The organism is Nocardiopsis sp. JB363 (assembly GCF_900143625.1).
Classification (GTDB): domain Bacteria; phylum Actinomycetota; class Actinomycetes; order Streptosporangiales; family Streptosporangiaceae; genus Nocardiopsis.
Window position 1 is genome coordinate 45,636 of the sequence record NZ_FRFF01000088.1, and the last position, 26,235, is coordinate 71,870.

Sequence of the window (26,235 nt, forward strand, 5' to 3'; positions counted from 1 at the left end):
GGCTACTGGACCCTGGGCTCGGAATCGCCGTTGTCGGACTCGTCGTCCCCCGGCAGGTGGATGTCGTCCACCTTGATGTTGATCTCGGTCACCTCTAGCCCGGTCATCCGTTCGACCGCGCCGGCGACGTTGCGGCGGACCCCCGAGGCCAGGTCCTGGATGGCGGCGCCGTACTCGACGACGAGGCTGATGTCGATGGCGGCCTGGCGTTCACCGACCTCGACCGAGACCCCCTGCGTGACCGATCCGGAGGAGTTTCCTCCGCTCACGGCGTCGCGCACGGCCCCGACCATGCGTGAGGCGCCTCCGCCCATGGCGTGGACGCCACCGATCTCTCGCGCGGCCATACCGGCGATCTTGGCGACGACACCGTCGGCGATCTGGGTGTGTCCCTGTTCGCTGCTCGCACCGTCACGCCTACCGCCGGACTCGCGGGCGCTCGGCACCGTGGACTGGCTCTTCATGTCCGACACTGGTCCCCCTCCGCAGTGTGCAAACCGTTCTGGGCGTCGCGTTCGAAGGTGGCGTTGCCCTCGCCGACCGCGTCGTCGAAGCGCTTGCCCATTTTTCGTCCCCTGGTCTGAGCCCATTCGGCTCAGAACGTGTGGACCGAAACCCGCGCCTTCGCCGATGTGCGGAGGTCGCGGTGATTCGACCTCATCACACCATATAGCCACTCTTCGCATCTACCAAGACACTTAAAGTAATGATCAGCAGGTCGGAAGGGTCATGGTTCTACCATCCCTGCCCCAAACCCACCCCAGAGAACCCTGCTTCGGGCAAGAAGAACGCCAAGGGTACCGGTCAGTACCCCTGGCGTCCGAAAACAGATTCTCCGGTCAGTCGAAGATGACCGTCTTGTCCCCGTTGAGAAGGACCCGCCGCTGAGCGTGCCAGTTCACGGCTCGCGACAACGCCACCGACTCCAGATCGCTACCGATCGCGGTGAGCTGCTCCGGGCTGTGGGTGTGGTCGACCCTGGAGACCTCCTGCTCGATGATCGGCCCCTCGTCCAGGTCCGCTGTGACGTAGTGGGCGGTGGCGCCGATCAACTTCACGCCGCGCGAGTGCGCTTGATGGTAGGGGCGTGCGCCCTTGAAGCTCGGAAGGAAGGAGTGGTGGATGTTGATGATGCGACCGGACATCTTCGCGCACAGCTGTTCGGAGAGCACCTGCATGTACCGGGCCAGCACCACCAGGTCGACGTCGTAGGAGTCGACCAGCTCCAGGATCCTGCGCTCCTGCTCGCCCTTGCTCTCCGGTGTCACCGGCAGGTGGTGGAAGTCCACCTCGTAGGACTTCGCGAGGAACTCCAGGTCCGGGTGGTTGGAGACCACCGCGGCGATGTCGATGTCGAGCAGGCCGCTGCGCTGACGGTAGAGCAGGTCGTTGAGGCAGTGCCCGAACCTGGACACCATCACGATCATGCGCGGACGCACGTCCCGGGCCTGCAGGGTCCACTCGACGAACGACCCGCCCGCACTCTGTCCGAAGTCCCCGGACAGAGCCGCGAAGGCGCCGCGCAGAACGTCCTCGCTCGTCACACCGGAACCACCGTCCTCGGCCATGAACTGCATCCTCATGAAGAACCGTCCGGTGTAGTGGTCACCGTACTGCTGGCTCTCCGTGATGTTGCACCCGTGGTCGGACAGCAGATTGGCCACCGCCGCCACGATGCCCCGACTGTCGGGACAGGACAGGGTCAGGACGTACTCACGCTCGCTCATCGGTGGAAACTCTCCCGCAGATCGTCGGCCGAACAGCCTGACGGCCCAGGATATCCAGGGCCTTCGCCCCTTGGGGTCGTTCCGGACGTATCCCATGTCACCTGCGAGGACACCCGGGCGCTCGGATCGGTCCCTTCGGACAATATGAAAGAGATTCATGTTCTGGCATGCTCGTTTCCATGACAAGCCCGCGTGAGAAGTACGAGGCCGCCACCCGCGAGCTCCAGGCACCCTTCGCCATGGTCGACCTGGCCGCCTTCCGCGCCAACGCCGTCGACCTGACGCGACGCGCCCACGGCCGCCCCATCCGGATCGCCAGCAAGTCCGTGCGCAGCCGCGAACTCCTGCGCACGGCCCTGGAACTTCCCGGATACGCCGGGATCATGGCCTTCACGCTGCCCGAGGCGCTCTGGCTGGCCGGGACCGACCCTCACCTGAGCGACGACATCCTCGTCGCCTATCCCACCGCCGACCGGCCGGCCCTGGCCGAACTCGTCCGCGACCCCGTGGCCGCCCGCTCCATCACCCTGATGGTCGACGACATCGCGCACCTGGACCTGATCGTCGCCGCCGTCCGAGCGGCCGACCGCGGCGCCGACGCCCCCCGCGTCCGCGTGTGCCTGGACATCGACACCAGCTGGCAACCTCTGGGCCCGAACATGCGGATCGGTTCCTACCGCTCCCCCGTCCGCACCCCCGCCCAAGCCACGGAACTGGCCCGCGCCGTGGTCGCGCGCCCCGAACTGGAGCTCGACGGCATCATGGCCTACGAAGGTCAGATCGCCGGGGTGGGCGACGCGCCCCCCGGCAAACCCCTCTACGGGAGCCTCCTGCGCTTGGTGCAGCGCCGCTCCGCCATCGAACTGGCCAAACGTCGAGCCGCCATCACCCGTGCCGTCCGCGCCATCGCCCCACTGCGTTTCGTCAACGGCGGCGGCACCGGCAGCCTGCACACCACCGGGCGCGAAAAGGCCGTGACCGAGTTGGCCGCGGGTTCCGGGCTGTACCAACCGCACCTGTTCGATCAGTACCGGTCCTTCCAGGGCAGACCGGCGGCACTGTTCGCCCTGCCGGTCGTGCGGCGCCCCGCCCCCGGCGTGGTCACCGTCCTGGGCGGCGGCTACCCCGCGTCCGGGCCGGCCGACGCGCACCGCCCGCCCGTGCCCTACCTGCCCGAGGGGCTCTCCTACAGCGCCAACGAGGGTGCCGGGGAGGTGCAGACCCCGCTGATCGGGGAGGCCGCCCGCGGGCTGTCCATCGGCGACCGGGTGTGGATGCGCCACGCCAAGGCGGGCGAACTGTGCGAACGCTTCGACGCCCTGCACCTGATCGACGCCGACACCGGCACCTACGAGGGATCGGTCCCCACCTATCGCGGTGAGGGGCGCACGTTCCTGTGAGACCCGAGCCGGGAATCGAGAACGGGACGGGGCCCGCGCGATCTACGCGCGGGCCCCGTCCCGTGGTTCCCAGGGGTGGGGGAACCTACTTCCGCTTGCGGCGGACCGCCCAGGCCACCACGCCCACGACGACGACCGTGCCCACCCCGGCCGCCAGGATCAGCGCCTCGGGAGGCAGCCGACCGCGCGACTGGTAGGTGGTCACCACCTTGTCGTCGCCCCTGAGCACGATGCTGCCCTCTTCGGGGTGCACCAGGTGGCTCTCCACACGGACCGCTCCGCCACCGACCACCAGCGCACGGGCCTCGTCGAGGATCCGCGTACCGCGTTCCTTGACCTTGGCCACCTGGCGTCGGGCGATGTTGGCGGGACGGGCCTGCACACCGAGTTCGTCCAAGGTCTCGGCCAACCGGCGCTGTTCGCGGTCGATCTCGGCCTGGATCTCGGCAGCGGTCTGGCGCGGTTCGGTGTCGCCTGCCGTCATTGAGTGCCTCTCTCCACTAGCGCGCGATTGTCTGAGAGCCCGAGTCCGAGCCGGTGTCCCGGCCCTGCTCCTCCGCGCCGTCGGACGGACCGGAGAATCTCAGCGCGCCATCGATTCCGTCGACCACACGGAAGAAGTCCCGTGTGGACAACCACAGTTTATAGATGATGGCGATCTCGAAGGCGAGTAGCAAAACACCCACAAAGGCGGTGATCCAGCCGATCACGGGCGGGCCGAACAGAACCGTGGCCACCGGCGCCACCACGAAGACGGCCACCTGGAACTCGATGCCGCCCACCAGGTGGGTGCGGATGCGACGCGCGTTCAAGGCCGCCCAGAACCGTTGATACCAGGGGAAACGGGTCCGGAACTCCTGGTGCAGATCGACCTTGGGAAGAGTCAGGTCCGGCTGTTTGCCGGCCGTGCGCTGGTTGCGGGCCTCACGCTCGTTCTGGCTGCGCAGGATCTGTTCCAACACGCCGATACCGTGCCGCAGAACCGCCTGCTCGCCGCCGTCGCTCATCGTGCGGCCACCGCGACCGGTCGCCTCACCCGTGTCGTCGCCCTCCGGCTCCAACATCGACAGGGCGGCCCGGGCGCGCTCCAACGCCGCGGCCAGGTGCGAACGCATCTCCCGCCGCACCTTGTACACCTGCAACGCGTTCAGGTAGCGCAGCATGTCCAGGAAGACCACGGCCAGCGCCAACCAGACGAACACCACGTGCCCGGTCTCCCGGTACTGGCCGCCCATGAGCGCGACCACGCACACCAACACCCGGAACCGGTCGGACACGTAGTCCATCCAGGCGCCGAAGATCGTCTCCGTGTCGGTGAGCCGGGCCAGCTTGCCGTCGACACAGTCCACGAGGAAGCAGACGTAGTACAGCACCGCGCCCAGAATGAGCAGCGGCCAGTACCCGAACGCGAAGCACACGGCGGCGCCCAGCCCGAGGAAGAGCGCGACCACCGTCAACTGGTTCGGGGTGATGGCGGTGCGGTTGGCGAGTGAACGGACCATCCGGACCGCGATCGGGTCCACCAGGTACACGGTCCACCAGGAATCGCGCTCCTTGAGGGTGCGGGTCCTGACCTCGTCGAGTGTGAAACCGGACATCGGCGCGAACTACTCCCAAAGAGAAATGGATGTGCTCCGGCCCAGCTGCGATACCGGACATGCCGTCGGGTCACCGGCGACCCGCGCACGCTACGGCATGAGGTCCAGAACCGGCCAACCGAGAGCGTTCGGTCAACAATAGGTGATGAGAGCGTCGGCCACCCCCAATGCGGATGAACCGAACCGGAATCGCAACCGAAGCACGCACGCCACCCGCGACCACCGCCACTGATGCGGCCACCCACCCGCACCCCGTGCCGACTTCGACATCTCGTACTGTGAGGCGTGCAGAACACGGGCCGGGTATGCCCGGCCCACCAGCAGCGGAAGGAAGACACCACGTGAGCGAGACCATCCGTCTGGAGCCCGGAGACCAGGCCCCCGACTTCACCCTCAGCGACGCCGACGGCGAGTCCGTCACCCTGAGCAAGGTCCTGGCCGACACCGGCAAGAGCGTCGTGTTGTACTTCTACCCGGCCGCGATGACCCCCGGGTGCACCACCGAGGCCTGTGACTTCCGGGACAACGTCGCCGAGTTCGCCGACGCGGGCTTCACCGTCCTGGGGGTCTCCCCCGACGAGCCCGAGAAGTTGGCGCGGTTCCGGGAGAAGGAGAGCCTGACCTTCACCCTGCTCGGCGACCCCGGGAAGGACACCCTGAGCGCCTACGGTGCCTTCGGTGAGAAGAAGAACTACGGCCGTGTCGTCCAGGGCGTCATCCGGTCCACCTTCATCGTCGGCACCGACGGCAAGGTGCAGAAGGCCTTCTACAACGTGAAGGCCACCGGCCACGTCGACCGGATCAAGCGCGAACTGGGGGTGTGACCCCGCATCGGTCGTCCGGTCACCACGGGATCGGACGACCGGTGACCCCGGTTTCCCGCGCACCCCACCGATCCCGGTAGAGTTACTCCGTCGGGGCCGTAGTCCAACGGCAGGAGACGGCAGCTTTAGGTGCTGTACAGTGCGGGTTCGAATCCCGCCGGCCCCACTCCACTCGAGAACGACCCTGCTCGTGCGTGAACGCACTCGCCGGGTCGTTCCGTCGTTTCACAGGCCTAGCAGAGCCCACATCATCAGGGCGAGCAGGGCGAGCACGCCCAGCCCCACACCGGCGACCACCGGAAGTCGGCTCTTCTCCGCGTGCTTGCCCGGGCTGGTCAGTCCCATACTGTCCGTGGACTCGCGGATCGACATCATGATCGAGTTCATCGCCTCGGGGCTGTTGTGCAGCCGCTCGCTGATGGACTCGGCCAGCACCTTCGCACCCGCTCGGAAGTGCTCACGGGCCGACTCGCGCTCCTCGGGGCTCTCCCCCTCCTCGCCGGCCGTCGTGCTCTTCTCCGGGTCCTCCGGCGACCAAGGCGCGAGAGCGGCGATCCGCAACATCTTGGTGGCGTTCTCCGCGGTCAGCCGCTCGGAAGGCTCCACCTTGAGCAGACCGGCCAGCACCGGAGCCAGTGGCCCGGCGTTGGCGGCCACCTTGGGCTCGTGCAGGGGCTCCTGGCGCAGGATCTTGATGTAGCCCTTGCGGTCGTAGGGCGGATACCCCTCGACCGCGGCGTACAGCGCGGCGCCCAGCGACCACAGGTCCGACTCGGGCCCCACGGGACCGGCTTTGGCCCGCTCCGGCGGAATGTAGGCGGGCGAGCCGATGATGCGACCGGAGGAGCTCAGCGCGGACTCACCGTTCCAGGCGGCCAGCCCGAAGTCGGTGAGCACCACCCGACCGGCGGCGCTGATCATCACGTTCTCCGGCTTGACGTCACGGTGGACGATGCCCTCGCCGTGCGCCACCTGCAGGGCGTCGATGAGCTGGAGGCCGATCTCGGCGACCCGCTGGTAGGGCAGGGGTCCGCCGACCTGGATGATCTCCTCCAGGGTGGAGGCCTCGACCAGCTCCATGACGATCCACGGCCGCTCGTCCTCGTCCACCACGTCCAGGACGGTGACCAGACTGGGGTGGGTGAGACGTCCGGCCACCCGCGCCTCGCGGGTGGTGCGCTGCAACAGGGTTTCGCGCTCGGAACGGCTCAGGTCCGCGGGCAGGCGCAGTTCCTTGACCGCGACCTCACGTTTGATGACGAGGTCGGTGGCACGCCAGACGGTGCCCACACCGCCCCGGGCGATCTCCGAGGTCAGTTGGTAGCGACCCTTGAGAAGCCGGCCGGCGGGCTCAGCCACCGCCGTGTCCGGACGCGCGGAATCGAGCGACGTCTCTGGCCGCTGTGTGTGGGGGTTTTCTAGGGAGGACACGGTTATCCACGGGTCCATTCACTGGCCATGGTGGCCTCCTGCGGAGCATTGCGGTCGCTGTCACCACGTAGGTGCACGGAACACTCGTTATACCAGTATGACGCGGGTAGCACGCCTACGGTTAACCGATGAGTGACACATAGGTTCGGTTTCGTTATGTCCGAGCTGGGACGACACATGCCGTGGGGAGAATCTCCCTTGCGAACCCTTGACTCGGACGTGGGTTTCGTGCACGCGCCGTTGCGCGTGCACGAAACCCACAGAGATCAGCTCCAGAGGGACTCCGGGGAACGCACCTCGACCGGACCGATTCCGGTCTTGGTGAGGGGCTCGCGGAGGCTGTCGGCGTCACCGACCACCACCACGACCGACTCCTCGGGGTGAAGGTGATCGACCGCGGCACTGTTCAGGTCCTGCGCGGTGAGCTTCTCGTAGCCGGACCGGACCCGGTCGACGTGGTCGTCGGGCAGGTCGTGCACGACGATGTCCACCAGGGCGCCGGCGACCGCGCGGGCCGTGGAGAAGGCGACCGGGAGCCCCACCGTGTTGGACTCGCGGACCGTGGCCAGCTCGTCCTCGGTGACCCCGTCCTCGCGCAGCTTGTTCATCTGCTCGAAGGAGGAAGTGACCGAGTGCGCCGTGGTGCTCGCCTCCACCTGGGTGCTCATGAAGAACACACCGCTGTCGCGACGCAGGTCGAAGCGGCTGCCCGCGCCATAGGTGTAACCCAGACGCTCGCGCAGTTCCATGTTGAGGCGGGAGGTGAACATACCGCCCAGGACCTCGCTGATGCCCTCCACGCGCGGCAGGTCCACCTGCGAACGGGAGGGGGCGCGGTGCGCGATGACCAGGGCGGACTGCACCGACCCGGGACGGTCCACGATGAGCACTCGGGGCAGCTCGCCGGGCGGCGGCGCGGGCTCGGTGATCTGTCGCTCGGGGGTGGCGGCGGCGTCACCGAAGACGCCGCGTCCCAGCTCCTCCAGGTCGACCCCGGCCAGGTCACCGACGACCACGAGGGTACCGGCGACCGAGGCGAGGGACTCGGCGTGGAAGGCGGCCACCCGCTCGGGGGTGATGTCGGCGAGCTTGACCGGGCCACCCGCCAACGGGGTGGCGTAGCGACCGCTGAACAACTGCCCGCCGAGGCTGCGCATGGCCAGGGTGGAGGCGGAGGCCGCCTCCAGCCAGAAGCGCTCCAGGAGCTGTTCACGGCGTCGGACGATGTCGTCGGGGTTCAGCGCGGGGCGGCGCACCGCGTCGGTGAACAGGCGCACGGCCTCGCCGAGGCGGTTGGTCGGCGCGTCCAGGCCGGTGATGAAACCGTCCCAGTTGACGCGGGAGATCCACTCCGCGCCGTAGCGCTCCAGAGCGGGGGCCAGCGAGCTGTTGCCGTCGGGGCCGTCTTCGAGGACCTCGCTGGTCAGAGCGCCGACACCCATGGCGTCGAGGGGCTCGACCGCGCCGCCCGACGGGTGGATGAGGCGGAGCGAGGCCAGCTTCTGGCCGGGCAGGTCGACGGCGACGACCGTGCCGTTGCCGACACGGATGCGCTGGGGTTCGGGGAACGTGTAGGACGCGGCGGCACCGAGGTCCGGGCGGGTCTGCTGCATGCTGCGGCTCTTTCTGTGGCTGGGAACGACGGGGCCTGCGGTCACGAACGGGAGGCGTCGGCGTCGGCGTCGGCCCCGGTTTCGGGATCGAACCGCACGACCAGCATGTTCTCGTCGACCAGTAGCCGCGCGGCGGCGGCACGGACCTCTTCGGCGGTGATGTCGGCCCAGCGCTGGGGCCAGGTGAAGGCGAGCTCGGGGTCGTCGAACAGCTGCGTGCAGCTGCCGATGGTGTCGGCGAGCCCGGAGGGGCCGGCGATGTGGTGCAGGTGCTCGCGTTCCAGGACGGCGCGGGCGCGGTCGAGTTCCGCGTCGGTGACGCCGTCGGCGAGCTTGGCGATCTCCTCGCGGATGGCCTTCTCCAGCACGTCGCCCTCGACGTTCTCGCGGGCGAGCATGTTCACCAGCAGCAGGCTGTCGGTGTAGCGGAACGGCAGGATGTCCGCGGCGCCACCGCCGTCGTCGGCGGCGATGGGGCGGTCCACGACCAGTGAACGGTACAGGCGGCTGCCCTGGCCCTGCCCCAGGACGGCGGCGGCCAGCTGCGCGGCGTCGTGCTCGCGTTCGCCGTAGGAGGGCACCCGGTAGCCGATGAAGACGCCGGCGGCGGGGACGGTCTCGGTGACCGCGTCGCGCACCGGGCCGCCCAGGCCGGTGGTCAGGGTGGAGTCGGGGACCTCGGGGGTCTCCTCGCGGGCCGGGATGTGGCCGAAGAACTTCTCCACCCGGGCCAGGACGTCGTCGGTCTCCAGGTCGCTGACGATGGTCAGGACGCAGTTGTCCGGGCCATAGTGCAGCTTGTGGAAGGACTTGACGTAGGCCAGGTCCGCGGCGTCCAGGTCGGCCATGGAGCCGATGGTCGGATGATGGTAGGGGTGCCCCTCCGGGTAGGCCAGGCGCAGGATGCGCTCCAGGGCCGTGCCGTAGGGCTGGTTCTCGTACCGCTGGCGGCGCTCGTTCTTGACCACGTCGCGCTGGTTGTCCAGGACCTCCTGGGTCATGCCCTCGCGCAGGGTGGCCAGACGGTCGGACTCCAGCCACAGGATGAGGTCCAGGGCGTGGGTGGGGACCGTCTCGAAGTAGTTGGTGCGGTCGGTGGAGGTGGAGGCGTTGATGTCGCCGCCGAGCCGCTCGACCGCGTCGAAGTGGTCGCCCTTGTCGGTGTTTCCGGTCCCCTGGAACATCAAGTGCTCGAACAGGTGGGCGAATCCGGTGCGCCCGGGCACCTCGTGGCGCGAACCCACTCCGTACCAGAGGTTCACCGCGGCGACCTGACCGGTGGAGGCCGGCGCTGTCACAAGACGCAAACCGTTGTCCAGCGTGTACTGCTCGACCCGCCCGGACGTTCCCATGGTGGTCACCTGCGCATGCACCCCATCAAGTTGCTTTGACTGCTTCACCGAACACGAGCCTATGGCCTCAGGGCACTGTCAGGACACGAGGTTCGGGCAATCCGTAGGGGTTTTCGCCGGTCCCGCCGGCCGATACCGAGACGGGCGTGACACGAGGGACCTCAGGAGTTCGCGCGGTAGTCGGTGGTGTCCATCGACGCGGCGATCTCGTCGTAGAGGGCGTCGTGCTGGGCGTCGACGGACCACACGTACAGCATCACGTCGCTCTCGGGCAGGAACCACATGCGCACCTCGAACTGGTCGCCGTTGGCGCAGGTGACGTTCCAGATCGAGTGGTGGGACTTGAGGGCGTCGGCGTGCTCGAAGACGTTTCCGGTGCCGTTGACGAGGGTCGCCTCGTCCACTCCGATGTTGCCCGAACCGGCGGTGTTGAGGCTGCGGCAGCCGTCGGTGTTGTCGGCCCAGCCGTCGTCGTCGTGGAAGGACTCGTCCTTCTTGGGCCAACTCTGGGGATGATCGGCGGCCTGATTGGGGACCAGCAGGACCGAACCGTAGGCGCAGGAGCTCTGTCCGGGCGGGGTCAGGCACACCTGACCGCCCTCGTTCTGGACCTCCCAGTCGTCGGGGGCCTCGATCTTCACCCCGGCGACCTCGACGTTCTCGAAACCCTCCGGACCGGGCGGATCGATCGCGGGCATCATGCCGCTCTCGCCGCGCTCCAGTTCGGCCTCCGTGGATTCCCCGGAGCCGCAGGCGCCGAGGGTCAACAGGGCCACCGCAGCGATCGCGGCGGCTCGGCCGCCTCTTCGCACACGCCGCCGCACCTGGTCCTTCGCGCTCGCCATGGCCCGTCCCGCCCTTCTCTATCGTCTCCACCGCCGTGGGGGTCCTCGCCGGCTCGGAGCACAGTCGACCCTAGCGCTATCCACAGGCCCGACGCACAGCGGAACCGTCGCGACTACCCTGGGCCCATGGTGGACCTCGCGAAGATCACTGAGCCCTTGTCCCTCAATCGTTTCGGCCCGCGACCCCAGCGTCCGCTGGTGCTGGAGCTGGATCTGACGGAAGGGATGGTCGACGAATCGCCGGGCGACCCCCTGAGCCAGATCATGAATCGACGCAAACAGCAGTACCTGGAGGTACTGGAGGGTATCCGTCGGGGCGCCCGTGATCCGGAGGTGGCCGCCCTCATCGTTCGGGTGGACGCGCGGTCCCTGGGTCCGGCCAAGGTGCAGGAGCTGCGCGACACCGTCGCCGACTTCCGATCCACCGGCAAGCCCGCGGTGGCCTGGGCGGACACCTTCGGTGAGGCCGGTGACGGCAACCTCCCCTACTACCTGGCGACCGCCTTCACCCGGATCGCCGTCTCCCCCACCGGCCTGGTGGGGCTGAACGGCCTGATGATGCGGACCATGTTCTACAAGGGCGCCCTGGACAAACTCGACGTGAAATTCGAGGCCGGTGCCCGCCACGAGTACAAGAACGCCATCAACTCCTACACCCAGACCGGGTACACCGGCCCGCACCGTGAGGCGTTCGGTCGGATCGTGGAGTCCATGAACGACCAGATCGTCGACGCGGTCGCCGAGACCCGCGGCATCACCGCGAAGCGGGTGCGCGAGCTCATCGACACCGCCCCGATCCTGGCCGAGGAGGCCTTGGAGGCCGGCTTGGTGGACCGGCTCGCCTACCGGGACGAGGTCTACGACGACCTGATGAAGGAGGTCCGGAGCGAGGAGGAGAAGTCGCCCGAACCCGCGCTCCGGTTCGTCGTGCGCTACCACCGCGGGCACGTCACGCCGCCCAAGCCCAAATTCGTCGACGGCGACGAGCACATCGCGCTGATCTCCGCCTCCGGCGGCATCACCCTGGGCAAGAGCCGCCGCTCCCCGCTGGGCGGCGCCTCGATGGGTGCGGACACCGTCTGCGCGGCCTTTCGGGCCGCCAGGCAGGACCCCCGGGTCAAGGCCGTGGTGTTCCGCGTGGACAGCGGGGGCGGTTCGGCCATCGCCTCGGACCTGATCCGTCGCGAGAGCCAACTGACCCGCGAGGCCGGCAAGCCGGTCATCACGACGATGGGCGAGGTCGCCGGTTCCGGCGGCTACTACGTGGCTTTGGGGTCGGACGCGATCGTCGCCCAGCCCGCCACCATCACCGGTTCCATCGGCGTGCTCACCGGTAAGCCGGTGTTGGGCGCCCTCCAGGAGCGTTTCGGCATCACCTCGGACTCGGTGCGTCAGGGTGCCCACGCCGCGATGTTCACCTCCGAGAAGGGCTTCAGCGAGTCCGAGTGGGAGCGGATCAACACCCTGCTGGACACCATCTACGACGACTTCGTCACCAAGGTGGCCGCCGCCCGGGGAAAGACCTGGGACGAGACCCACGAGGTCGCCAAGGGCCGGATCTGGACCGGCGCCGACGCCAAGGAGCGCGGTCTGGTCGACGAGCTGGGCGGTGTGGAGACAGCGGTGCGGCTGGCCAGGGACAAGGCCGGAGCCGGCGCGCTGCCGGTGCGTTCGTTCCCGCGCACCCACCCGCTGGACCGGTTGCGCCCGCACGAGTCCAGCGAGGACATGGCCACGGAGCCCCAGACGGTCCTGAGCGCCTGGGGCCCACTCGAACACGTGGCGGCCCGTCTCGGTCTGCCCACCGCCGGCCCGCTGAGCATGCCCGGGACGTGGGAGATCCGTTGAGTGTGGACGGTGGCGACTACCTGGGCGCCATGGCGATGTTGCCGACCGGCGTGACGGTGGTGACCATCGCGGACGGGCGTGACGACATCGGGGCGACCGTGAGCGCCCTGGTGTCGGTATCGGTGGACCCCCCGGTGGTCATGTTGAGCGTGGACTCCGAGGGGTACGTCGCCGAGGTCGTCGAGGAGGTGGGCGCGTTCGCGGTGAGCGTGCTCTCCGCCGATCAGCGCGCCCTGGCCGGTCGGTTCTCCGCCGAGGGCCGCCCCAGTGCCCGCCTGCTGGTGTCGGGGCAACCACACCACCGGGGCGAGCGCACCCGGGCGATCGTGTTGGACGAGGCCCTGTCCGCCCTGGAGTGCTCGGTGCGTCAGAAGGTGGAGGTCGGCGACCACACGGTGTTCTTCGCCGACGTGGTGGGCCTGCCGAAGGTGGGCTCGGACCATCCCGGCACCGCGATGGTGCGCTGGGCCGGCCGCTACCACTCCGTGGAGCCCTAGGGCCGAAACCCAGGACGGTGGGCGGGGCCGGTCGGCCCCGCCCATCGTTCTTTCATTCCGCGGCGACCAGGGCCCGGAAGTGGTCGGTCAGGTGCTCGGGGTCCGGGGTGAGCCCGGTGATCAGCGCGAAGGCGTCACCGGCCTGGTGGACCGCCATCCCACCGCCGTCCAGGGTCGCGCAGCCGCGTTCGGCGGCGGCCGCCAACAGCGCGGTGCGCAACGGCCGATAGACCACGTCGGCCACCCACAGCCCGGGATGCAACAGCTCCGGATCCAACGGCAGTCCGGGGTGGTCGGCCATCCCGGTGGGGGTGGCGTGGACCAACCCGTCGGCCTCGGTCGGCCCGAGCCGCGGGTCCCCCGGTTCCGCCGTCCGAACCTCTGCTTCGGGGAACACCCCGGACAACCGTTCGACCAGGGCGGTCGCCTGCTCCGCCGACGTGTCCACCACCGTCAGTCGCCGGGTGCCGGCCCTCAGCAGGGCGTAGGCCACGGCCGCGCCGGCACCGCCCGCCCCGAGGAGGACGACGCGTTCCTTGACGGCGCCGGGAAGCCCGCGCCGCAGCGCCGTGGCGAACCCCGACCAGTCGGTGTTGTGTCCGACGGCCCCCTCCGGCCCGAAGACCACGGTGTTCACCGCGCCCAGGGCCGCGGCCTCCTCGGAGAGACCGTCCAGGAAGGGCATCACCAGCCGCTTGCACGGGTGGGTGACGTTGAGCCCGTCGAAACCCAACCGCCGCGCCGACTCCACCAGTTCGCCCACCGACTCCGGGGCCAGCCGCAACCGGTCGATGTCGATGGTCCGATAGACCAGACGGCGCCCCAGCCGCGCGGCCTCCCGTTCGTGCATGGGCGGGGTGAGCGAAGGCCCGATCCCCGCCCCGATCAACCCGGCCAGGAAGGACCGTTCCCGCGCGTGGTCGCTCACCTTCGTCTCCGTCCCCCGCTCGTCCACCCGTGTCAGCACCCGACCTCCGACCGTTGCGCGGCCATGCGCACGGCACTGTTGGCGGACCCGTACCCGTCGTATCCGCCGATCCGCTGGACCACCTCGAAGAAGAGGCGTCCGTCGACGGTGGCGGTGTAGAAGTGCCAGAACTCGCCGTCGTCGTCCCGGTCGTACAGGACACCGTTCTCCCGCATGCGTTCGAGCGTGTCGGGACGCAGGTCGGTGCGGCAGGCGAGGTCGTCGTAGTAGTTGTCGGGGATCGGTAGGGGCTCCACGCCGGTGGCGCGCATGGCCTCGGCCGCGGCGAAGACGTCCTCGCAGGAGAGGGCCACGTGCTGGGCTCCCCCTTCGGCGTCACCCTCGGCCCCCCTTCCCAAGACCGACACGTTGAGGACCACGCGCGGCCCCGTGCCCCGGCCGGCCAAGGCGCGACTGCGCACCAACCCGTCGGGCCCGGCCATCTCGACGTTCTCGTCGGGGGTCAGCCCGAACAGGGAACGGTAGAACAGCGAGGCCTCGTCGAAGTGATCGAACGGCTGGAACAGGCCGACGTGGTCGATGTGGGCCGCCCCGGGAGCCGCCTCCTCGACACGGTCGTGGACCGCGGGCGCCGAGAAGTCCGCGGTCCAGTCCGGGCCGCCCTCCCCCTCGGCGCAGAAGAACACCGCGGTGCCGTCCGGCGCGGCGACCGCGCGCAGCTCCGACTCCGCCGGGTCACGGCGGCGGGGCAGCGCCGGGGCGAGCAGCCGACCGGCCCGCTCCACCGCCCCCTCCGGATCGGGGACAGCCACACCCAACGCGGTCACGGACGCGGGCCCGCTCCAGGTGTGCCCCAACCGGGGATCGGTGGAGTTGAGCAGGACGCGCGCGTCGCCGTGGCGCCACAGCTGGACGGGTTTGGAACGGTGGTCGTGGGTGTGCGCGAAACCCAACGCCGACAGGATCGTTCGTACCCGCCCCGCCGACGCGGCCCCGGCGGCGACCTCCACGAACGCGTACCCGGAGGGGCGTACGGGTTCGGGAAGCCGGCGCGGTTCCACCTTCGGACGCGGACCCTCGGGGTCACGGCCCAGCGAGTCCTCCAACAGCGACAGCGAACGCATGGCGTCGGCCGCGGTGCGCCGCGCGTCCGAGGCGCGGAACACGTCGTTGAAGACCTCCAAGGACAGCGGGCCGGTGTACCCGGCGGCCAGGACGTGGTCGGTGAACCCGGTCAGGTCGAACCCGCCCTGACCGGGGAAGCACCGGTAGTGCCTGCTCCACTGGAGCACGTCCATGGCCATGCGTGGGGCGTCCGCGAGCTGGAGGAAGAAGATCTTCTCCCCGGGGATGTCGCGGATCCCCGACGGGTCGTCGTCCCGGGACAGGATGTGGAAGCTGTCCAGGCACACCCCCAGGGAGGGGTGGTCGGCCATCTCCACGATCCGCCAGGAATGCGCGTACCGGTTCACCGCCCCACCCCAGGCCAGCGCCTCGTAGGCGACCCGGACGCCGTAGCGTTCGGCGGTCTCGGCCAGCAGCCGCAGCTGGGCGGCGGACCTGGCGTCGTCGTCCACGGCGTCCGGTGAGGCGTTGGAGCAGACCAGGATGGTGTCCGCGCCCAGCTCCACCATGAGGGCGAACTTGGCCTCGGCGCGGCGCAGGTTCGCCTCGACGCGGCCGTCCTCCACCCCCTCGAAGTCCCGGAACGGTTGGTACAGATCGATCCCCAGGCCGAGCGACGCCGCCAGGTCCCGGACCTCGCGTGGCCGCAGCGGCGAGGCGATCAGGTCGTTCTCGAAGATCTCGACGCCGTCGAACCCGGCGTCGGCGGCGGCCTTGAGCTTCTCCTCCAGGGTTCCGCTCAACGACACCGTGGCGATGGAACGCCTCATGGGCGCCTGCCTTCCTTCTCGTGCTCGTGTACGGGCCGCGCGTGTCAGGAACCGGCGTGCAGGGACTCGTAGAGCTCGTGCTGCTCGGCGTCGAGGTGGTCGGCGAAGTAGGCGCGGACCTGCTCACGGAAGGCGTCGACGTCCACGTCCTCGACGACCTCGATGGTGCCGTTGGCGGCCCAGTCCTGGACGATCTCGGCCTCGGCCTCCTCGACGCAGGCGCGGTTCTCCTCACGGACCTCACTGACCGACGTTTGCAGGGCGTCCTGCTGGGACTCGTCGAGCCCCTCCCAGCTCTCACCCGAGACGACGATCATCTGGGAGCCCACCTGGTGACTGGAGAGGCTGATGTGGCTCTGGACCTCGTCGAAGCTGTCCGCGGACACGGTGGGGATCGGGTTCTCCTGGCCGTCCGCGGTGCCCTGTTGCAGGGCGAGGTAGACCTCCTCGAACGCGACGGTGGTGGGCGTGGCCCCCATGGCCTCGGCGTTGGCCAGGTAGATCGGGGAGTCGGGGAAGCGCATCCTCAATCCATCGAGGTCGTCGGGGGTACGGATCGGCTGGTTGGCGGTGAAGTGGCGGTCGCCGAAGTACCAGACGTCGAGGATCTTCACCCCGGTGGCCTCCTCGAAGTCGCTCTTGAGCGCGGTGGACTCCTCGGAGTCGAAGTAGTCGAACATCTGGTCGACGTCGTCGAAGGCGTAGGCGGCGTCCAGAATGCCGATGGGGTCGTGGGCCGAGCCGAGCGCGGCCGAACCCTGCACGTCCATGTCGATGTCGCCCGACATCACGGACGCGAACGTCTCGGTGTTGTCACCGAGCTGGCTGTTGGGAAAGGTGTCGACGGCGAGCCCGACCCCGGCCTCCTCGACGCGTTCGGCGACCATGTCGATACCGCAGCGGGTGTGGGGGTGGTCGTTCGTGTAGCTGTTGGCGAAGGACAGGGTGACGTCGGCGTCGGAACCGTCGGAGCCGCCACAGGCGGTCAGACCGAGGGCGAGGACGGGAACGAGGACCGTCCAGCGGTGGGGGTGTCGCATGGGGTTCTCCCTGGTTTCGGTGTGCGGGGTCAAAGGCCCAGGTACCTGGGCAGGAACAGGACGAGGTCGGGGGCGACGGTGAGCAGGCCCAGCACCACCAGCAGCGGGATGAGGAACGGCCCGGTGCCGCGGAAGACCTCGTGCATCGGGGTGCGGGTGGCCGAGCCCAGGACGAACAGGACCCCGCCGATCGGTGGTGTGAGCAGGCCGATCATGAGGTTGACGATGACGATCACCCCGAAGTGGACGGGGTCCACGCCGAACTGCACGGCGATGGGCAGCAGCACGGGCACGGTGATCATCAGGGCGGCGATGGGTTCCAGCACGGTGCCGATGAGGATGAGCACCACGTTGACCAGGACGAGGAAGACGATCGGGTTCTCGGTGAGGTCCAGGAGGAAGGACGCGATGTCCTGTGGGACGCGTTCGCGCGCCAGGACCCAGCCGAGCAGGCCCGACGCCGCCAGGACGATCGCGATCGAAGCGGTGGTCGTGGCGGTCTCCACGATGATCCGCCACAGCGAGCGCAGGTTGAGCCGTCGGTAGAGGAAGCCGAGGGCCAGCACGTAGGCGGCACCGACGGCGGCGGCCTCGGTCGGGGTGAAGAAGCCGCCCAGGATGCCGCCGAGCAGGATCACCGGGGCGCCGAGCGGCCCGATGACCCTCAGGGTGGCGGTGCGCGCCTCGGCGAAAGTGGGTTTCTCCCCCACCAGTTCGGGGCGTTTGCGCCCCCACAGGTAGACGGCGAGGGCCAGCCCCGCCGCCACGAGGAAGGCGGGCACGACCGCGGCCGCGAACAGCGCCGCGGTGGAGACCGCCGCCACCGAGGCGTAGACGATCGCCGGGATGCTGGGCGGCATGATCGGGCTGATCAGGCTGGAGGCCGCGGTGAGTCCGAGGGCGAAGCGGCGCGGGTAGCCGCGATCGGTCATCGCGGGCACCTGCATCTTGCCCATGCCGGCGACGTCGGCGAGCGCGGTGCCGCTGACCCAGGAGAACCCGACGCTGACACCGATGTTGACGTAGCCGAGTCCGGCGCGCACCCGGCCCAGGAGGACCTGGGCGAAGGCGAAGATGCGGTCGGCGATGCCGGTGTGGTTGGCGGCGACGCCGACCATGATGAACAAGGGGATGGCGAGCAGGGGGAAGCTGTTGATCTCCTGTGCCGCGGTGCGCAGGGCCAGCCCACTGGACTGTCCGGTGGAGGCCATGTACACCAGGCAGGGCGCGAGGATGGCGAAGGCGATCGGCACGCGCACCGCCAGCAGCACGACGATCCCCAGGATGACGAGTCCGGCGCTCATCGGGTGGGCTCCTCGGGGGTGTCGGCGGGTGCGGTCGGGGGCACTTCGGGTTCGGGCGGGCCGGGGAGGAGGACCGCGTTGAGCAGGGCGCGCAGCGCGGCCAGAGCCAGTCCGACCATCGGGATGACGTACGTCCAGGTCAGCGGGATTTCGAGGACCGGTGTGGTCTGGGGCGAGGGCCCGAAGACCTGGTCGGCGGCGCCGAAGGCGAAGAAGGCGCAGGTGGCGGCCACGACGAGGTTGGCCAGGATCCACACCGCGCGCATCACCCACCCCTTGGCGACGAAGTCGACGAGCTTGAGGGTGATGTGGTCGTCGCGACCCACCAGGTATCCGGCCAGGGAGAAGGCCAGCCACACCAGCCCGAAGCGGGCGAGTTCGCCGACCCACACCCAGCCGTCCATCGGCAGGTGGCGTTGGGACGCCTGGACGAGCATCAACACGAAGATCATGAGGAGCAGGAGGCCGCCGACGAGCAGCTCGAGGGCCTCCAGCCACCGGATCGTCGCCGGACGCGAGTGGGGTGGCTCGCCTCCGTTGTTCCTGAGGGGGTCGGTCATCCGGAAGGCTCCAGTCCCAATGTCGAAGGGTCACATCAGCACAGGTCAGGCCCCTGAGTGACCGGGGTCTCATTTCGTTTTCGTGAACTCTAGGTTTGCATCGAGAGGAATGGCAAGCGATTGCCAAAAGTTGCCATCGGCCCTACAAAGGGGGACATGAGTCCCGCCAAGCGCAGTACCGTCTACGACGTCGCCGCGGAGGCCGGTGTGGCCGCCTCCACGGTCTCCCGCTCCTTCAGCAACCCGAGGCGGGTCAACAGCGCCACCCGCGAGCACGTCCTGGCCGTCGCCGAACGACTCGGTTACCGGCCCAATCCCCTGGCCAGCGCGTTGCAGTCGGGGCGTACCGCCACCGTCGCGCTGTTGGTCCCCGACATCACCAACCCGCACTTCTTCGGCACCATCCGGGGCGCGGAACGGCGGGCCAACGCCTCGGGGCTGACCTTCATCCTCAGCAACACCGAGGAGTCCGGCGACAACGAACGCCGGCAGATCGAACGCCTGGAACTCTCGGTGGACGGTTTCGTGCTGGCGGCGGGACGGATGAGCGAGCGGACCACCGTGGAACTGGCCCGAGAGCACAACCTGGCCCTGGTCAACCGGCGGATCGAGGGGCTGCCCAGCGCGACCGTGGACGACGGGTCCGGGAGCCGACAGATCGTGGAACACCTGGCCTCGCTCGGGCACCGGTCCCTGGTCTATCTCAGCGGCCCCAAGGAGTCCTGGCACGCGGCCGAACGGTGGCGGGCGCTGAGCGTGATGGCGAGCCGGCGTGGGCTGCGCGCCACCCGCTTGGGCCCGTTCTCACCCAGGATGGAGAGCGGGGCGGCCGCCGCCGACGCTGCCTTGGTGGACGGGGCGACCGCGTTGGTCGCGCACAACGACCTGCTCGCCATCGGGGTGCTGCGACGGCTGGCCGAACGGGGCCTGGACGTGCCGCGCGAACGCAGCGTGGTGGGCTACGACGACATCTTCGGCGCCGATCTGTGCGTGCCGGCGCTCACCACCCTGGCGGGACCGCACGAGGAGGCGGGCCGCATGGCGGTGGAACTGCTGTTGGAGCGGGTCACCCGGCCGGGCACCCCGCCCCGACAGGTGGTACTGCCCGCGCACCTGGTGGTACGCGGCTCCACGGGACCGGCCCCGGGGTGAAGAGGCTCAGGCCAGGCCCTGCTCCTCCAGCCACTCCTGGGCGACATCGGCGGCGCTCTCGTTGTCGACGACGATCCGCTTGTTGAGCTCGGTCAGCTCCTCGGTGGTGAGGCTGTTCGACACACCGTCGATGATCCCCCGGGCGGTGTCGTCGACCTGCTCGGAGTTGATCAGCGGGGTGATGTTCTGCGCGCCGAAGAGGTTCTCGGGGTCCTCCAGGGCCACGAACCCCTCCTCCACGATCTGCGGGTCGGTGGTGAACAGGTTGGCGGCCTGGATGTCGTCGTCCGAGAGCGCCTGCGTGAGCAGAGCGACCTCCAGCGAACGGAACTCGCCGAACTCCACTCCGTACACCGACTCCAGCCCCATGACCCCCTGCTGTCGGGTCTCGAACTCCGGCGGCCCGCCCAGCACCAACTCGTCCGCCACGGCGGCGAGGTCGGTGAGGGAGGCCAGGTCGTGCTCGTCCGCGACCTCCCGGGTGACGGTCACCGAGTCCTTGTTCTCGGCCTCGGAGGAGGCCAGGACCTCCAGGCCGTCGGGCAGTGCCTCTTCCAAGAGGGCGTTGGTCTCCTCGGAGTCGGCGCTGGGCGCCTCGTCGTCCAGGTAGGCCAGGATCGCGCCGTTGTACTCGGGGAAGAGCGACAGCGCTCCCGCCTCGATCTGGTCGTAGTACACCTCGCGGCTGCCGATGTTGAGCTGATAGTCCACGGGGACGCCCTCGGCCTCCAGGGCACGCCCGTAGACCTCGGCGAGCAGGGTGCTCTCGGGGAAGTCCGCGGAACCGATGACGATGGAGTCACCGTTCTCGCCACCCTCGGCGTCACCACCTTCCTCGAAGGGGTCGCTGCCACCGCAGGCGCTCAGGAGCAGGACCAGGGGGAGCCCGGCCAGGGCGATTTTCTTGCTCATGTACAGGTGCCTCTCTTGGGATCAGCGTGTGGCGGCGGCCTCGGCGCGCAGCCCCGGGGCGACGAGAAGACGCCGCATTCCGGCGAACAGGAGGGTGGTGACCACGGCCAGTCCCACCACCAGGACGGATCCGCCCAGCAACATGGGCAGGTCCTGGCGGGCCTGCCCGTCCACGATGTAGCGGCCCAGACCGCCCACGCCCACGTAGGCGGCGATGGTGGCCGTGGCGACGACCTGCACGGCGGCGGTGCGCATCCCCAGGAGGATGAGCGGGGTCGCCACCGGCACTTCGAGTTTGAACAGGACCTCGCGACCGCGCATGCCCATGCCCACGGCGGCGTCCTTCAACCGGGGATCCACGCCCCGTACCCCCTCGTGGGTGTTGACGAGGATGGGCGGGACGGCGAGGGCGACCAGCGCGCACACCACCGGGACCAGGCCGATCCCGGCCAACAGCACGATGAGGAACAGCACGCCGATGGTGGGCAGGGCGCGGGCGAAGTTGGCGAGGCTGGTGGTGAGGAACCCGCCGACGCCGGTGTGTCCCGTGAACAGCCCCACCGGGACGGCGATGACGGTGGACAGCAGCAGCCCGAGCAGCGAGTAGTAGACGTGTTCGCCGAGTCGTACGGGGATCCCGGCGGACCCGGTCCACTGGGCGGGGTCGCTGAACCACTCGACCAACAGGGTCAGGACGTTCACGGCGACTCCCGGTGGTCGGAAACGGTGCCGGAGGTGACCGCGGCGTCGCCGGCGACGGCCGTCGCCTCGGCGCGGGCCGCCCGTTTGCGGGCGAGAAGCCCCTTGCCGGCGTGCGCCCACGGGGTGAGCAACCGCTGTGCGATGACCAAGAGCGCGTCGGTGACCAGTGCGAGCACGACGGTGAGAACGATGCCGACGACGATGGGGTCGTCGAACCGGCGGCGGAAACCCTCACTGACGATCAGCTGTCCCAGGCCGCCCAGACCCACCAGGGAGGCGACGCTGACCATGCTGATGGTGGCCACCGAGGCCACCCGCAAACCGGCGATGATCACCGGGACCGCCACCGGCAGCTCCACGAACACCAGACGACGCATCGGCCCGAAACCCATGGCGACGGCGGCCTGGCGCACGTGTTCGGGGACCTGGCGGAGCCCGTCCACCACGTTGGGCAGCAGGATCACCAGGGTGTAGAGCGCCAGCGGGATGATCGCCGTCCAGTCGCTGAACCCGGTGTAGGGCAGCATCAGGAAGAACAGGGCGATGGAGGGCACCGCGTACAGGACGTTCACCCCGGTGAGCACCGGAGGGTAGACCGGACTCCAGCGCACACAGGCCACGCCCAGCGGCAACGCGATGACCAGGCCGATGAGGATGGACACGTACGACAGGCGCATGTGCTCCACCAACCGGGCCAGGATGCCGCGGTCCGGTTCGCCCGGATGGCTCCAGTCGCCGACCGCCCAGTCGACGATCCCGGTCGCCCACTCCCAGGCGTCGATCATTCGCTCACCGACCAGATCGCGGTGCCCAGGTCGTCCTGGGAGACCACCCCGAGGACGGCCCCGTCGGGGTCCACGCCTACCGCGCGTCCGGCCGGGGAGAGGACCGCGGCGTCCAGGGCGGCGCGCAGGGAGTCGGTGGCGACATTGAAGATGTGGCCGTAGGGCGCCAGCTCCAACGTCCCGAGGGTGATCCCGGCCGGGGACTCCGCGAGCTGTCGCGCGCTCACCCAACCCAGGGGCACGCGCCCCTCGTTCACCACCAACGCCCAGGGCTCCCTACCGGAGGCCACGGCGTCGCGTGCCCGTTCGACCCGGTCCTCGGTGTCGAAGACCACGTCCTGGCGCAGTGAGAGACCGCTGGCGGGGAAGAAGGACAGGCGACGCACCCCGCGGTCGTAGCCGACGAACGACTCGACGAAATCGTCGACCGGTTCGGCGAGCAGCCGCTCGGGGGTGTCGTACTGGGCGAGCCTCCCACCGGGGCGGAAGACGGCGATCCGGTCGCCCAGACGCACGGCCTCGTCGATGTCGTGGGTGACGAAGACGATCGTCTTGCGCAGTTCCCGCTGGAGTCGCAGCAGCTCCTCCTGAAGGCCGGCGCGCACCACCGGGTCGACCGCGCTGAAGGGTTCGTCCATGAGCAGTACCGGCGGGTCGGCGGCCAGCGCCCGAGCGACCCCGACCCTTTGCTGTTGGCCGCCGGAGAGCTGGTGGGGGTAACGCTTGGCCTGGGACGGTTCGAGCCCGACCAGTTCCATGAGTTCGATCGCCCTGGCCTTGGCCTTGGCGCGACGCCATCCCAACAGCAGGGGGACGGTGGCGATGTTGTCCACGATGGTGCGGTGCGGAAAGAGCCCGGCCTGTTGGATGACGTAACCGATGGAACGGCGCAGCCGGGCGGGGTCCTGTTCACGGATGTCCACTCCGTCGACGCGGATGGTTCCGCGCGTGGGTTCGACCATGCGGTTGATCATCCGCAGCGAGGTGGTCTTGCCGCTGCCGGAGGGACCGACGAAGACCGTGGTCCGCCCGGTCTCGACGGTCAGGTCCAGCTCGTCGACGGCGACGGTGCCGTCGGGATAGATCTTGGCGGCGCCCTCGAACGTGATCATGGGCTCTCCTTCGGGGGCGGGGCGATGCCGACCGGCGCGGGGACAGGGGTCGGGCAGCCGGCCCGAGACCGTAGCGACGTTACCCGAGCACACTGGGGACAAACCGTCGCGACGCGGCCCGTGACCGAATCGCACTCCTGGCCTGGTGGTCAGCCGGTGTTCCGGGCGGCGGCCCAGTCGGCGATCTGGTGGAGGTCGTCGGCGATCACGTCGGCACGCCGCGCCTCCGGGGCGGCCGCGTGCCGGTAGCCGTAGATGCCCCGACGCAGCAGGGCCGCGGTCATACCGGCGGCCAGCGCGGGCAGGACGTCGTTGTCGACCCTGTCGCCGACGTAGAGGATCTCTCGCGGCTCGATGTCGGGGGTGCTCTCGCGCACCAGCTCCAGGGTGCGTTCGAAGAACTCGGGGCGGGGCTTGGCCACGCCCCAGGCGTCGGAGATGCCGATGCCGGCCACGGGCAGGCCCATCGCCGCCAGCGCGGCACCGGCCTCGACGGGCTGGTTCCCCGCGATGACCAGGTTCAGCCCGGCCGCACGCATGGTGTCGAAGGCCGACCGCACGTCCGGGTACAGGTCGCTCTCGGCGAAGTGCTCGCGCTCGCCCCCGGGTTCCTCCTCACGCCAGCGTGCGCTCTCGGCCGCCAGGTCGAACCCGGGGACGAGGAGGCGGAAACCGTCCGTGAGAGTGCCCCCGGAGGCGATCACACCACCGATGGTGCCGAAGAACGCCATGTGCGGGATCCCGAAGCGGTCCGCCCAGCGCGCGAAGATGCGCGTCTCGTCGATCAGCGTCTCGCCGACGTCGAAGACCACAGTACGAATTGTCACGATCAGCGAGTCTACCCAGGACGGGAACTACGCCTGGCCGGGCGGGCGCAGAACAGCGAAGGCGTCGGTGACCTCCATCTCACGGGCTCGGAACCGGAACAACGCGGCCGGGCGTCCACCGGAGCGTCCCGAGGGCACCGAATGCCCCGTCTCCTCGATCTGCCCGCGGCGCAGCAGCACCCGACGCAGGTTGGTCGCGGCCACGTCGTGGCCGAGGGCCGCGCGGTAGTAGCCGGACAATTCCGACATGGTGAACTCGGGCGGCGCCAGCGCGAAACCGACGTTGGTGTAGCTGAGCTTGGAGCGCAGACGCCGGCGCCCCGAACGCACGATCGAAGCGTGGTCGAAGGCGATCGCAGGTAGGTCGACGGTCGGGTGCCAGCCGGTGTCGTCGGGCACGACCGGGTCGATGTGCGCGGGGACCAGCCCCAGGTAGGCGGTGGCCAGAGTCCGCCGTTGCGGGTCTCGTCCGGGTTCGCTGCGCGTCTCCAGCTGTTCGAGATGGCTCAGGTCGCGAACGTCGACCTTCTGGGCCAGTTGGCGGCGGATCGAGGCGCCCAGGTCCTCCTCGGTGCCGAGTCTGCCTCCGGGCAGTGCCCACTCCCCCTCACAGGGCGGTAGGGCCCGCCGCCACAGCAGGACGCACAGTTCACCCGCACGAATCTGAAGGACGACCGCCAGTGCCTCGTGCGCCGAGAGCATGGCCTGTCCGTTTACCTCCGGGATATCCACCCTGTCCCTTCCGTTCCCTGCCATGTTAAGCTGCACCAGGTTTGTGCCTGCCAGACAAAAACCTGGTATCCGCAACGCCCTCCCACGGCACGGCACCCGTACGCCGAGCCCACAGCCTCAAGGAAGTAGTAGGACATGGCAACGGTCACCGAGACGGCGGACACCATGACCAGGCAGGAATGGGCCGCCGAGGTCCACCGCCTGGCGGAGGAGCGCGACGCCGTCATCCTCGCGCACAACTACCAGCGCCCGGAAATCCAGGACGTGGCCCACCACACCGGTGACTCTCTGGCCCTGTCCCGTCTGGCGGCGAGCGTCGACGCGAGCACCATCGTGTTCTGCGGTGTGCACTTCATGGCCGAGACCGCCAAGATCCTCGCGCCGGAGAAGACCATCCTGCTGCCCGACCCCAACGCGGGCTGCTCGCTGGCCGACACCATCAACGCCGAGGACGTGCGGAACTGGAAGGCCCAGCACTCCGGAGCGGTCGTGGTCGCCTACGTCAACACCACGGCCGCGGTCAAGGCCGAGACCGACATCTGCTGCACCTCCTCCAACGCCGCCGACGTCATCCGGTCCATCCCGGAGGACCGGGAGATCCTCTTCCTCCCCGACCAGTTCCTGGGTGCCCACGTCAAGCGGGTCACCGGTCGCGACAACATCCACGTGTGGATGGGCGAATGCCACGTGCACGCCGGCATCGACGGCCACACCCTGCGCGAGCGCGTGGCGGCCGAGCCCGACGCCGAGGTGTACGTGCACCCCGAGTGCGGCTGCGCGACCTCCGCCCTCTACCTGGTCGGCAGCGGCGCAGTCCCCGAGGACCGGGTCAAGGTCCTCTCCACCGGCGGCATGCTCACCGCCGCGGAGAACACCACCGCCTCGAAGGTCCTGATCGCCACCGAGACCGGCATGCTGCACCAGCTGCGCAACGCCAACTCGAACACGACGTTCGAGGCGGTGAACTCCCGCGCGGAGTGCCATTACATGAAGATGATCGACTCGGACAAGCTGCTGAACTCGCTGCGCCACGGCACCACCGAGATCACGGTCGACGCCGAGACCTCCGAGCGCGCCCGCCGTTCGGTGGAACGCATGGTCGCGATCGGTCAGCCCTCGCGCGGCGGGGAATGAGAACACACCCGCCCCGT

General features: G+C 69.3%; 25 protein-coding genes and 1 tRNA gene. 7 read left to right on the forward strand and 19 right to left on the reverse strand.

The window, feature by feature from the left end; translation table 11 throughout:
• Nucleotides 1-2 precede the first annotated feature (2 nt).
• Nucleotides 3-464, reverse strand: coding sequence for an Asp23/Gls24 family envelope stress response protein (locus tag BQ8420_RS13225; RefSeq protein WP_369825504.1), 462 nt, complete (start codon nucleotides 462-464; stop codon nucleotides 3-5).
• Nucleotides 465-839: 375 nt separating this feature from the next.
• Entirely contained in the window at nucleotides 840-1,727 is an 888-nt protein-coding gene (gene purU, locus BQ8420_RS13230; RefSeq protein WP_087098865.1) for a formyltetrahydrofolate deformylase, read from the reverse strand.
• A 179-nt stretch (nucleotides 1,728-1,906) separates the two neighbouring features.
• Here purU and BQ8420_RS13235 point away from each other — a divergent pair, with 179 nt between their 5' ends.
• Nucleotides 1,907-3,127 carry an amino acid deaminase/aldolase gene (locus BQ8420_RS13235; protein WP_087098936.1) on the forward strand — a complete coding sequence of 407 codons (1,221 nt, stop codon included), beginning with the start codon at nucleotides 1,907-1,909 and terminating at the stop codon, nucleotides 3,125-3,127.
• 85 nt (nucleotides 3,128-3,212) lie between these two features.
• On the opposite strand, the gene BQ8420_RS13240 is transcribed toward BQ8420_RS13235, so the two are convergent.
• Together BQ8420_RS13240 and BQ8420_RS13245 are read right to left on the reverse strand one after the other, a co-directional pair.
• On the reverse strand, nucleotides 3,213-3,611 hold the full coding sequence (locus BQ8420_RS13240; RefSeq protein WP_087098867.1) for a DUF3618 domain-containing protein: 399 nt from the start codon (nucleotides 3,609-3,611) through the stop codon (nucleotides 3,213-3,215).
• A 16-nt stretch (nucleotides 3,612-3,627) separates the two neighbouring features.
• The gene (locus BQ8420_RS13245; RefSeq protein ID WP_087098869.1) at nucleotides 3,628-4,725 is read right to left on the reverse strand and encodes a CDP-alcohol phosphatidyltransferase family protein; all 1,098 of its coding nucleotides are present in this window, start codon (nucleotides 4,723-4,725) and stop codon (nucleotides 3,628-3,630) included.
• A gap of 341 nt (nucleotides 4,726-5,066) precedes the next feature.
• On the opposite strand from BQ8420_RS13245, the gene bcp reads away from it, so the two are divergent.
• Nucleotides 5,067-5,549 carry a thioredoxin-dependent thiol peroxidase gene (gene bcp, locus BQ8420_RS13250; protein WP_087098870.1) on the forward strand — a complete coding sequence of 161 codons (483 nt, stop codon included), beginning with the start codon at nucleotides 5,067-5,069 and terminating at the stop codon, nucleotides 5,547-5,549.
• 92 nt (nucleotides 5,550-5,641) lie between these two features.
• Nucleotides 5,642-5,715 (forward strand) — tRNA-Leu (locus tag BQ8420_RS13255).
• 59 nt (nucleotides 5,716-5,774) lie between these two features.
• Here the strand turns inward: BQ8420_RS13255 and BQ8420_RS13260 are convergent.
• From BQ8420_RS13260 to BQ8420_RS13275, 4 genes are all read right to left on the reverse strand, one after another.
• Nucleotides 5,775-6,908 carry a serine/threonine-protein kinase gene (locus BQ8420_RS13260; RefSeq protein ID WP_087098872.1) on the reverse strand — a complete coding sequence of 378 codons (1,134 nt, stop codon included), beginning with the start codon at nucleotides 6,906-6,908 and terminating at the stop codon, nucleotides 5,775-5,777.
• Between the two features lie 338 nt (nucleotides 6,909-7,246).
• Nucleotides 7,247-8,593, reverse strand: a complete 1,347-nt coding sequence (locus BQ8420_RS13265; protein ID WP_087098874.1) for a pitrilysin family protein — start codon at nucleotides 8,591-8,593, stop codon at nucleotides 7,247-7,249.
• Nucleotides 8,594-8,634: 41 nt separating this feature from the next.
• Nucleotides 8,635-9,945, reverse strand: a complete 1,311-nt coding sequence (locus BQ8420_RS13270) for a pitrilysin family protein (RefSeq protein WP_087098876.1) — start codon at nucleotides 9,943-9,945, stop codon at nucleotides 8,635-8,637.
• Between the two features lie 161 nt (nucleotides 9,946-10,106).
• Nucleotides 10,107-10,790 (reverse strand): hypothetical protein, encoded by a 684-nt coding sequence (locus BQ8420_RS13275; RefSeq protein ID WP_087098878.1) that lies wholly within the window; start codon nucleotides 10,788-10,790, stop codon nucleotides 10,107-10,109.
• Between the two features lie 126 nt (nucleotides 10,791-10,916).
• On the opposite strand from BQ8420_RS13275, the gene BQ8420_RS13280 reads away from it, so the two are divergent.
• Together BQ8420_RS13280 and BQ8420_RS13285 are read left to right on the forward strand one after the other, a co-directional pair.
• Nucleotides 10,917-12,638 carry a S49 family peptidase gene (locus BQ8420_RS13280; RefSeq protein WP_087098880.1) on the forward strand — a complete coding sequence of 574 codons (1,722 nt, stop codon included), beginning with the start codon at nucleotides 10,917-10,919 and terminating at the stop codon, nucleotides 12,636-12,638.
• A 29-nt stretch (nucleotides 12,639-12,667) separates the two neighbouring features.
• Nucleotides 12,668-13,135 (forward strand): flavin reductase family protein, encoded by a 468-nt coding sequence (locus BQ8420_RS13285; RefSeq protein ID WP_200815923.1) that lies wholly within the window; start codon nucleotides 12,668-12,670, stop codon nucleotides 13,133-13,135.
• A 52-nt stretch (nucleotides 13,136-13,187) separates the two neighbouring features.
• Here the strand turns inward: BQ8420_RS13285 and BQ8420_RS13290 are convergent, their stop codons facing one another.
• Genes BQ8420_RS13290 through BQ8420_RS13310 form a run of 5 tightly spaced genes read right to left on the reverse strand, consistent with a single transcriptional unit; the run spans nucleotide 13,188 to nucleotide 18,862 of the window.
• A complete protein-coding gene (locus BQ8420_RS13290) occupies nucleotides 13,188-14,063 on the reverse strand; it encodes a shikimate dehydrogenase (protein WP_087098938.1) in 876 nt (291 codons plus the stop codon).
• A gap of 32 nt (nucleotides 14,064-14,095) precedes the next feature.
• Nucleotides 14,096-15,958: a bifunctional sugar phosphate isomerase/epimerase/4-hydroxyphenylpyruvate dioxygenase family protein gene (locus BQ8420_RS13295; protein WP_087098884.1), complete on the reverse strand. Its 1,863-nt coding sequence runs from the start codon at nucleotides 15,956-15,958 to the stop codon at nucleotides 14,096-14,098.
• Between the two features lie 44 nt (nucleotides 15,959-16,002).
• On the reverse strand, nucleotides 16,003-16,998 hold the full coding sequence (locus BQ8420_RS13300) for a DctP family TRAP transporter solute-binding subunit (protein ID WP_087098886.1): 996 nt from the start codon (nucleotides 16,996-16,998) through the stop codon (nucleotides 16,003-16,005).
• Nucleotides 16,999-17,027: 29 nt separating this feature from the next.
• A complete protein-coding gene (locus BQ8420_RS13305) occupies nucleotides 17,028-18,302 on the reverse strand; it encodes a TRAP transporter large permease (RefSeq protein ID WP_087098887.1) in 1,275 nt (424 codons plus the stop codon).
• Nucleotides 18,299-18,862, reverse strand: a complete 564-nt coding sequence (locus BQ8420_RS13310; RefSeq protein ID WP_087098889.1) for a TRAP transporter small permease — start codon at nucleotides 18,860-18,862, stop codon at nucleotides 18,299-18,301. Before BQ8420_RS13310 ends, BQ8420_RS13305 begins: the two co-directional genes overlap by 4 nt.
• 156 nt (nucleotides 18,863-19,018) lie before the next feature.
• Between BQ8420_RS13310 and BQ8420_RS13315 the strand changes: the two genes are divergently transcribed.
• Nucleotides 19,019-20,014 carry a LacI family DNA-binding transcriptional regulator gene (locus tag BQ8420_RS13315; protein ID WP_087098891.1) on the forward strand — a complete coding sequence of 332 codons (996 nt, stop codon included), beginning with the start codon at nucleotides 19,019-19,021 and terminating at the stop codon, nucleotides 20,012-20,014.
• Nucleotides 20,015-20,020: 6 nt separating this feature from the next.
• Here BQ8420_RS13315 and BQ8420_RS13320 read toward each other — a convergent pair whose 3' ends face one another.
• The 6 genes from BQ8420_RS13320 to BQ8420_RS13345 all read right to left on the reverse strand — a co-directional run bounded on the left by BQ8420_RS13320 (nucleotide 20,021) and on the right by BQ8420_RS13345 (nucleotide 25,054).
• A complete protein-coding gene (locus tag BQ8420_RS13320; RefSeq protein ID WP_087098894.1) occupies nucleotides 20,021-20,926 on the reverse strand; it encodes an ABC transporter substrate-binding protein in 906 nt (301 codons plus the stop codon).
• A 21-nt stretch (nucleotides 20,927-20,947) separates the two neighbouring features.
• Nucleotides 20,948-21,628 (reverse strand): ABC transporter permease, encoded by a 681-nt coding sequence (locus tag BQ8420_RS13325; RefSeq protein WP_087098895.1) that lies wholly within the window; start codon nucleotides 21,626-21,628, stop codon nucleotides 20,948-20,950.
• Complete coding sequence (locus tag BQ8420_RS13330; RefSeq protein ID WP_087098897.1) at nucleotides 21,625-22,413, reverse strand: ABC transporter permease; 789 nt, start codon at nucleotides 22,411-22,413, stop codon at nucleotides 21,625-21,627. Before BQ8420_RS13330 ends, BQ8420_RS13325 begins: the two co-directional genes overlap by 4 nt.
• Entirely contained in the window at nucleotides 22,410-23,525 is a 1,116-nt protein-coding gene (locus tag BQ8420_RS13335) for an ABC transporter ATP-binding protein (RefSeq protein WP_087098900.1), read from the reverse strand. The genes BQ8420_RS13330 and BQ8420_RS13335 overlap by 4 nt, the downstream gene beginning before the upstream one ends.
• 149 nt (nucleotides 23,526-23,674) lie before the next feature.
• Complete coding sequence (locus tag BQ8420_RS13340) at nucleotides 23,675-24,352, reverse strand: HAD family hydrolase (RefSeq protein WP_235006159.1); 678 nt, start codon at nucleotides 24,350-24,352, stop codon at nucleotides 23,675-23,677.
• Between the two features lie 27 nt (nucleotides 24,353-24,379).
• Entirely contained in the window at nucleotides 24,380-25,054 is a 675-nt protein-coding gene (locus BQ8420_RS13345) for an NUDIX domain-containing protein (RefSeq protein ID WP_200815922.1), read from the reverse strand.
• Between the two features lie 165 nt (nucleotides 25,055-25,219).
• On the opposite strand from BQ8420_RS13345, the gene nadA reads away from it, so the two are divergent.
• Nucleotides 25,220-26,218 (forward strand): quinolinate synthase NadA, encoded by a 999-nt coding sequence (gene nadA, locus BQ8420_RS13350; RefSeq protein WP_087098907.1) that lies wholly within the window; start codon nucleotides 25,220-25,222, stop codon nucleotides 26,216-26,218.
• Nucleotides 26,219-26,235: the final 17 nt, after the last annotated feature.

Excerpts from the sequence above, each read along its gene's own strand:
- BQ8420_RS13225 (WP_369825504.1), bottom strand. The coding sequence starts at position 464 with ATGAAGAGCCAGTCCACGGTGCCGAGCGCCCGCGAGTCCGGCGGTAGG.
- purU (WP_087098865.1), bottom strand. The coding sequence starts at position 1,727 with ATGAGCGAGCGTGAGTACGTCCTGACCCTGTCCTGTCCCGACAGTCGG.
- BQ8420_RS13235 (WP_087098936.1), top strand. The coding sequence starts at position 1,907 with ATGACAAGCCCGCGTGAGAAGTACGAGGCCGCCACCCGCGAGCTCCAG.
- BQ8420_RS13240 (WP_087098867.1), bottom strand. The coding sequence starts at position 3,611 with ATGACGGCAGGCGACACCGAACCGCGCCAGACCGCTGCCGAGATCCAG.
- BQ8420_RS13245 (WP_087098869.1), bottom strand. The coding sequence starts at position 4,725 with ATGTCCGGTTTCACACTCGACGAGGTCAGGACCCGCACCCTCAAGGAG.
- BQ8420_RS13265 (WP_087098874.1), bottom strand. The coding sequence starts at position 8,593 with ATGCAGCAGACCCGCCCGGACCTCGGTGCCGCCGCGTCCTACACGTTC.
- BQ8420_RS13270 (WP_087098876.1), bottom strand. The coding sequence starts at position 9,945 with ATGGGAACGTCCGGGCGGGTCGAGCAGTACACGCTGGACAACGGTTTG.
- BQ8420_RS13275 (WP_087098878.1), bottom strand. The coding sequence starts at position 10,790 with ATGGCGAGCGCGAAGGACCAGGTGCGGCGGCGTGTGCGAAGAGGCGGC.
- BQ8420_RS13280 (WP_087098880.1), top strand. The coding sequence starts at position 10,917 with ATGGTGGACCTCGCGAAGATCACTGAGCCCTTGTCCCTCAATCGTTTC.
- BQ8420_RS13285 (WP_200815923.1), top strand. The coding sequence starts at position 12,668 with ATGGCGATGTTGCCGACCGGCGTGACGGTGGTGACCATCGCGGACGGG.
- BQ8420_RS13295 (WP_087098884.1), bottom strand. The coding sequence starts at position 15,958 with ATGAGGCGTTCCATCGCCACGGTGTCGTTGAGCGGAACCCTGGAGGAG.
- BQ8420_RS13300 (WP_087098886.1), bottom strand. The coding sequence starts at position 16,998 with ATGCGACACCCCCACCGCTGGACGGTCCTCGTTCCCGTCCTCGCCCTC.
- BQ8420_RS13305 (WP_087098887.1), bottom strand. The coding sequence starts at position 18,302 with ATGAGCGCCGGACTCGTCATCCTGGGGATCGTCGTGCTGCTGGCGGTG.
- BQ8420_RS13310 (WP_087098889.1), bottom strand. The coding sequence starts at position 18,862 with ATGACCGACCCCCTCAGGAACAACGGAGGCGAGCCACCCCACTCGCGT.
- BQ8420_RS13315 (WP_087098891.1), top strand. The coding sequence starts at position 19,019 with ATGAGTCCCGCCAAGCGCAGTACCGTCTACGACGTCGCCGCGGAGGCC.
- BQ8420_RS13320 (WP_087098894.1), bottom strand. The coding sequence starts at position 20,926 with ATGAGCAAGAAAATCGCCCTGGCCGGGCTCCCCCTGGTCCTGCTCCTG.
- BQ8420_RS13330 (WP_087098897.1), bottom strand. The coding sequence starts at position 22,413 with ATGATCGACGCCTGGGAGTGGGCGACCGGGATCGTCGACTGGGCGGTC.
- BQ8420_RS13335 (WP_087098900.1), bottom strand. The coding sequence starts at position 23,525 with ATGATCACGTTCGAGGGCGCCGCCAAGATCTATCCCGACGGCACCGTC.
- BQ8420_RS13345 (WP_200815922.1), bottom strand. The coding sequence starts at position 25,054 with ATGCTCTCGGCGCACGAGGCACTGGCGGTCGTCCTTCAGATTCGTGCG.
- nadA (WP_087098907.1), top strand. The coding sequence starts at position 25,220 with ATGGCAACGGTCACCGAGACGGCGGACACCATGACCAGGCAGGAATGG.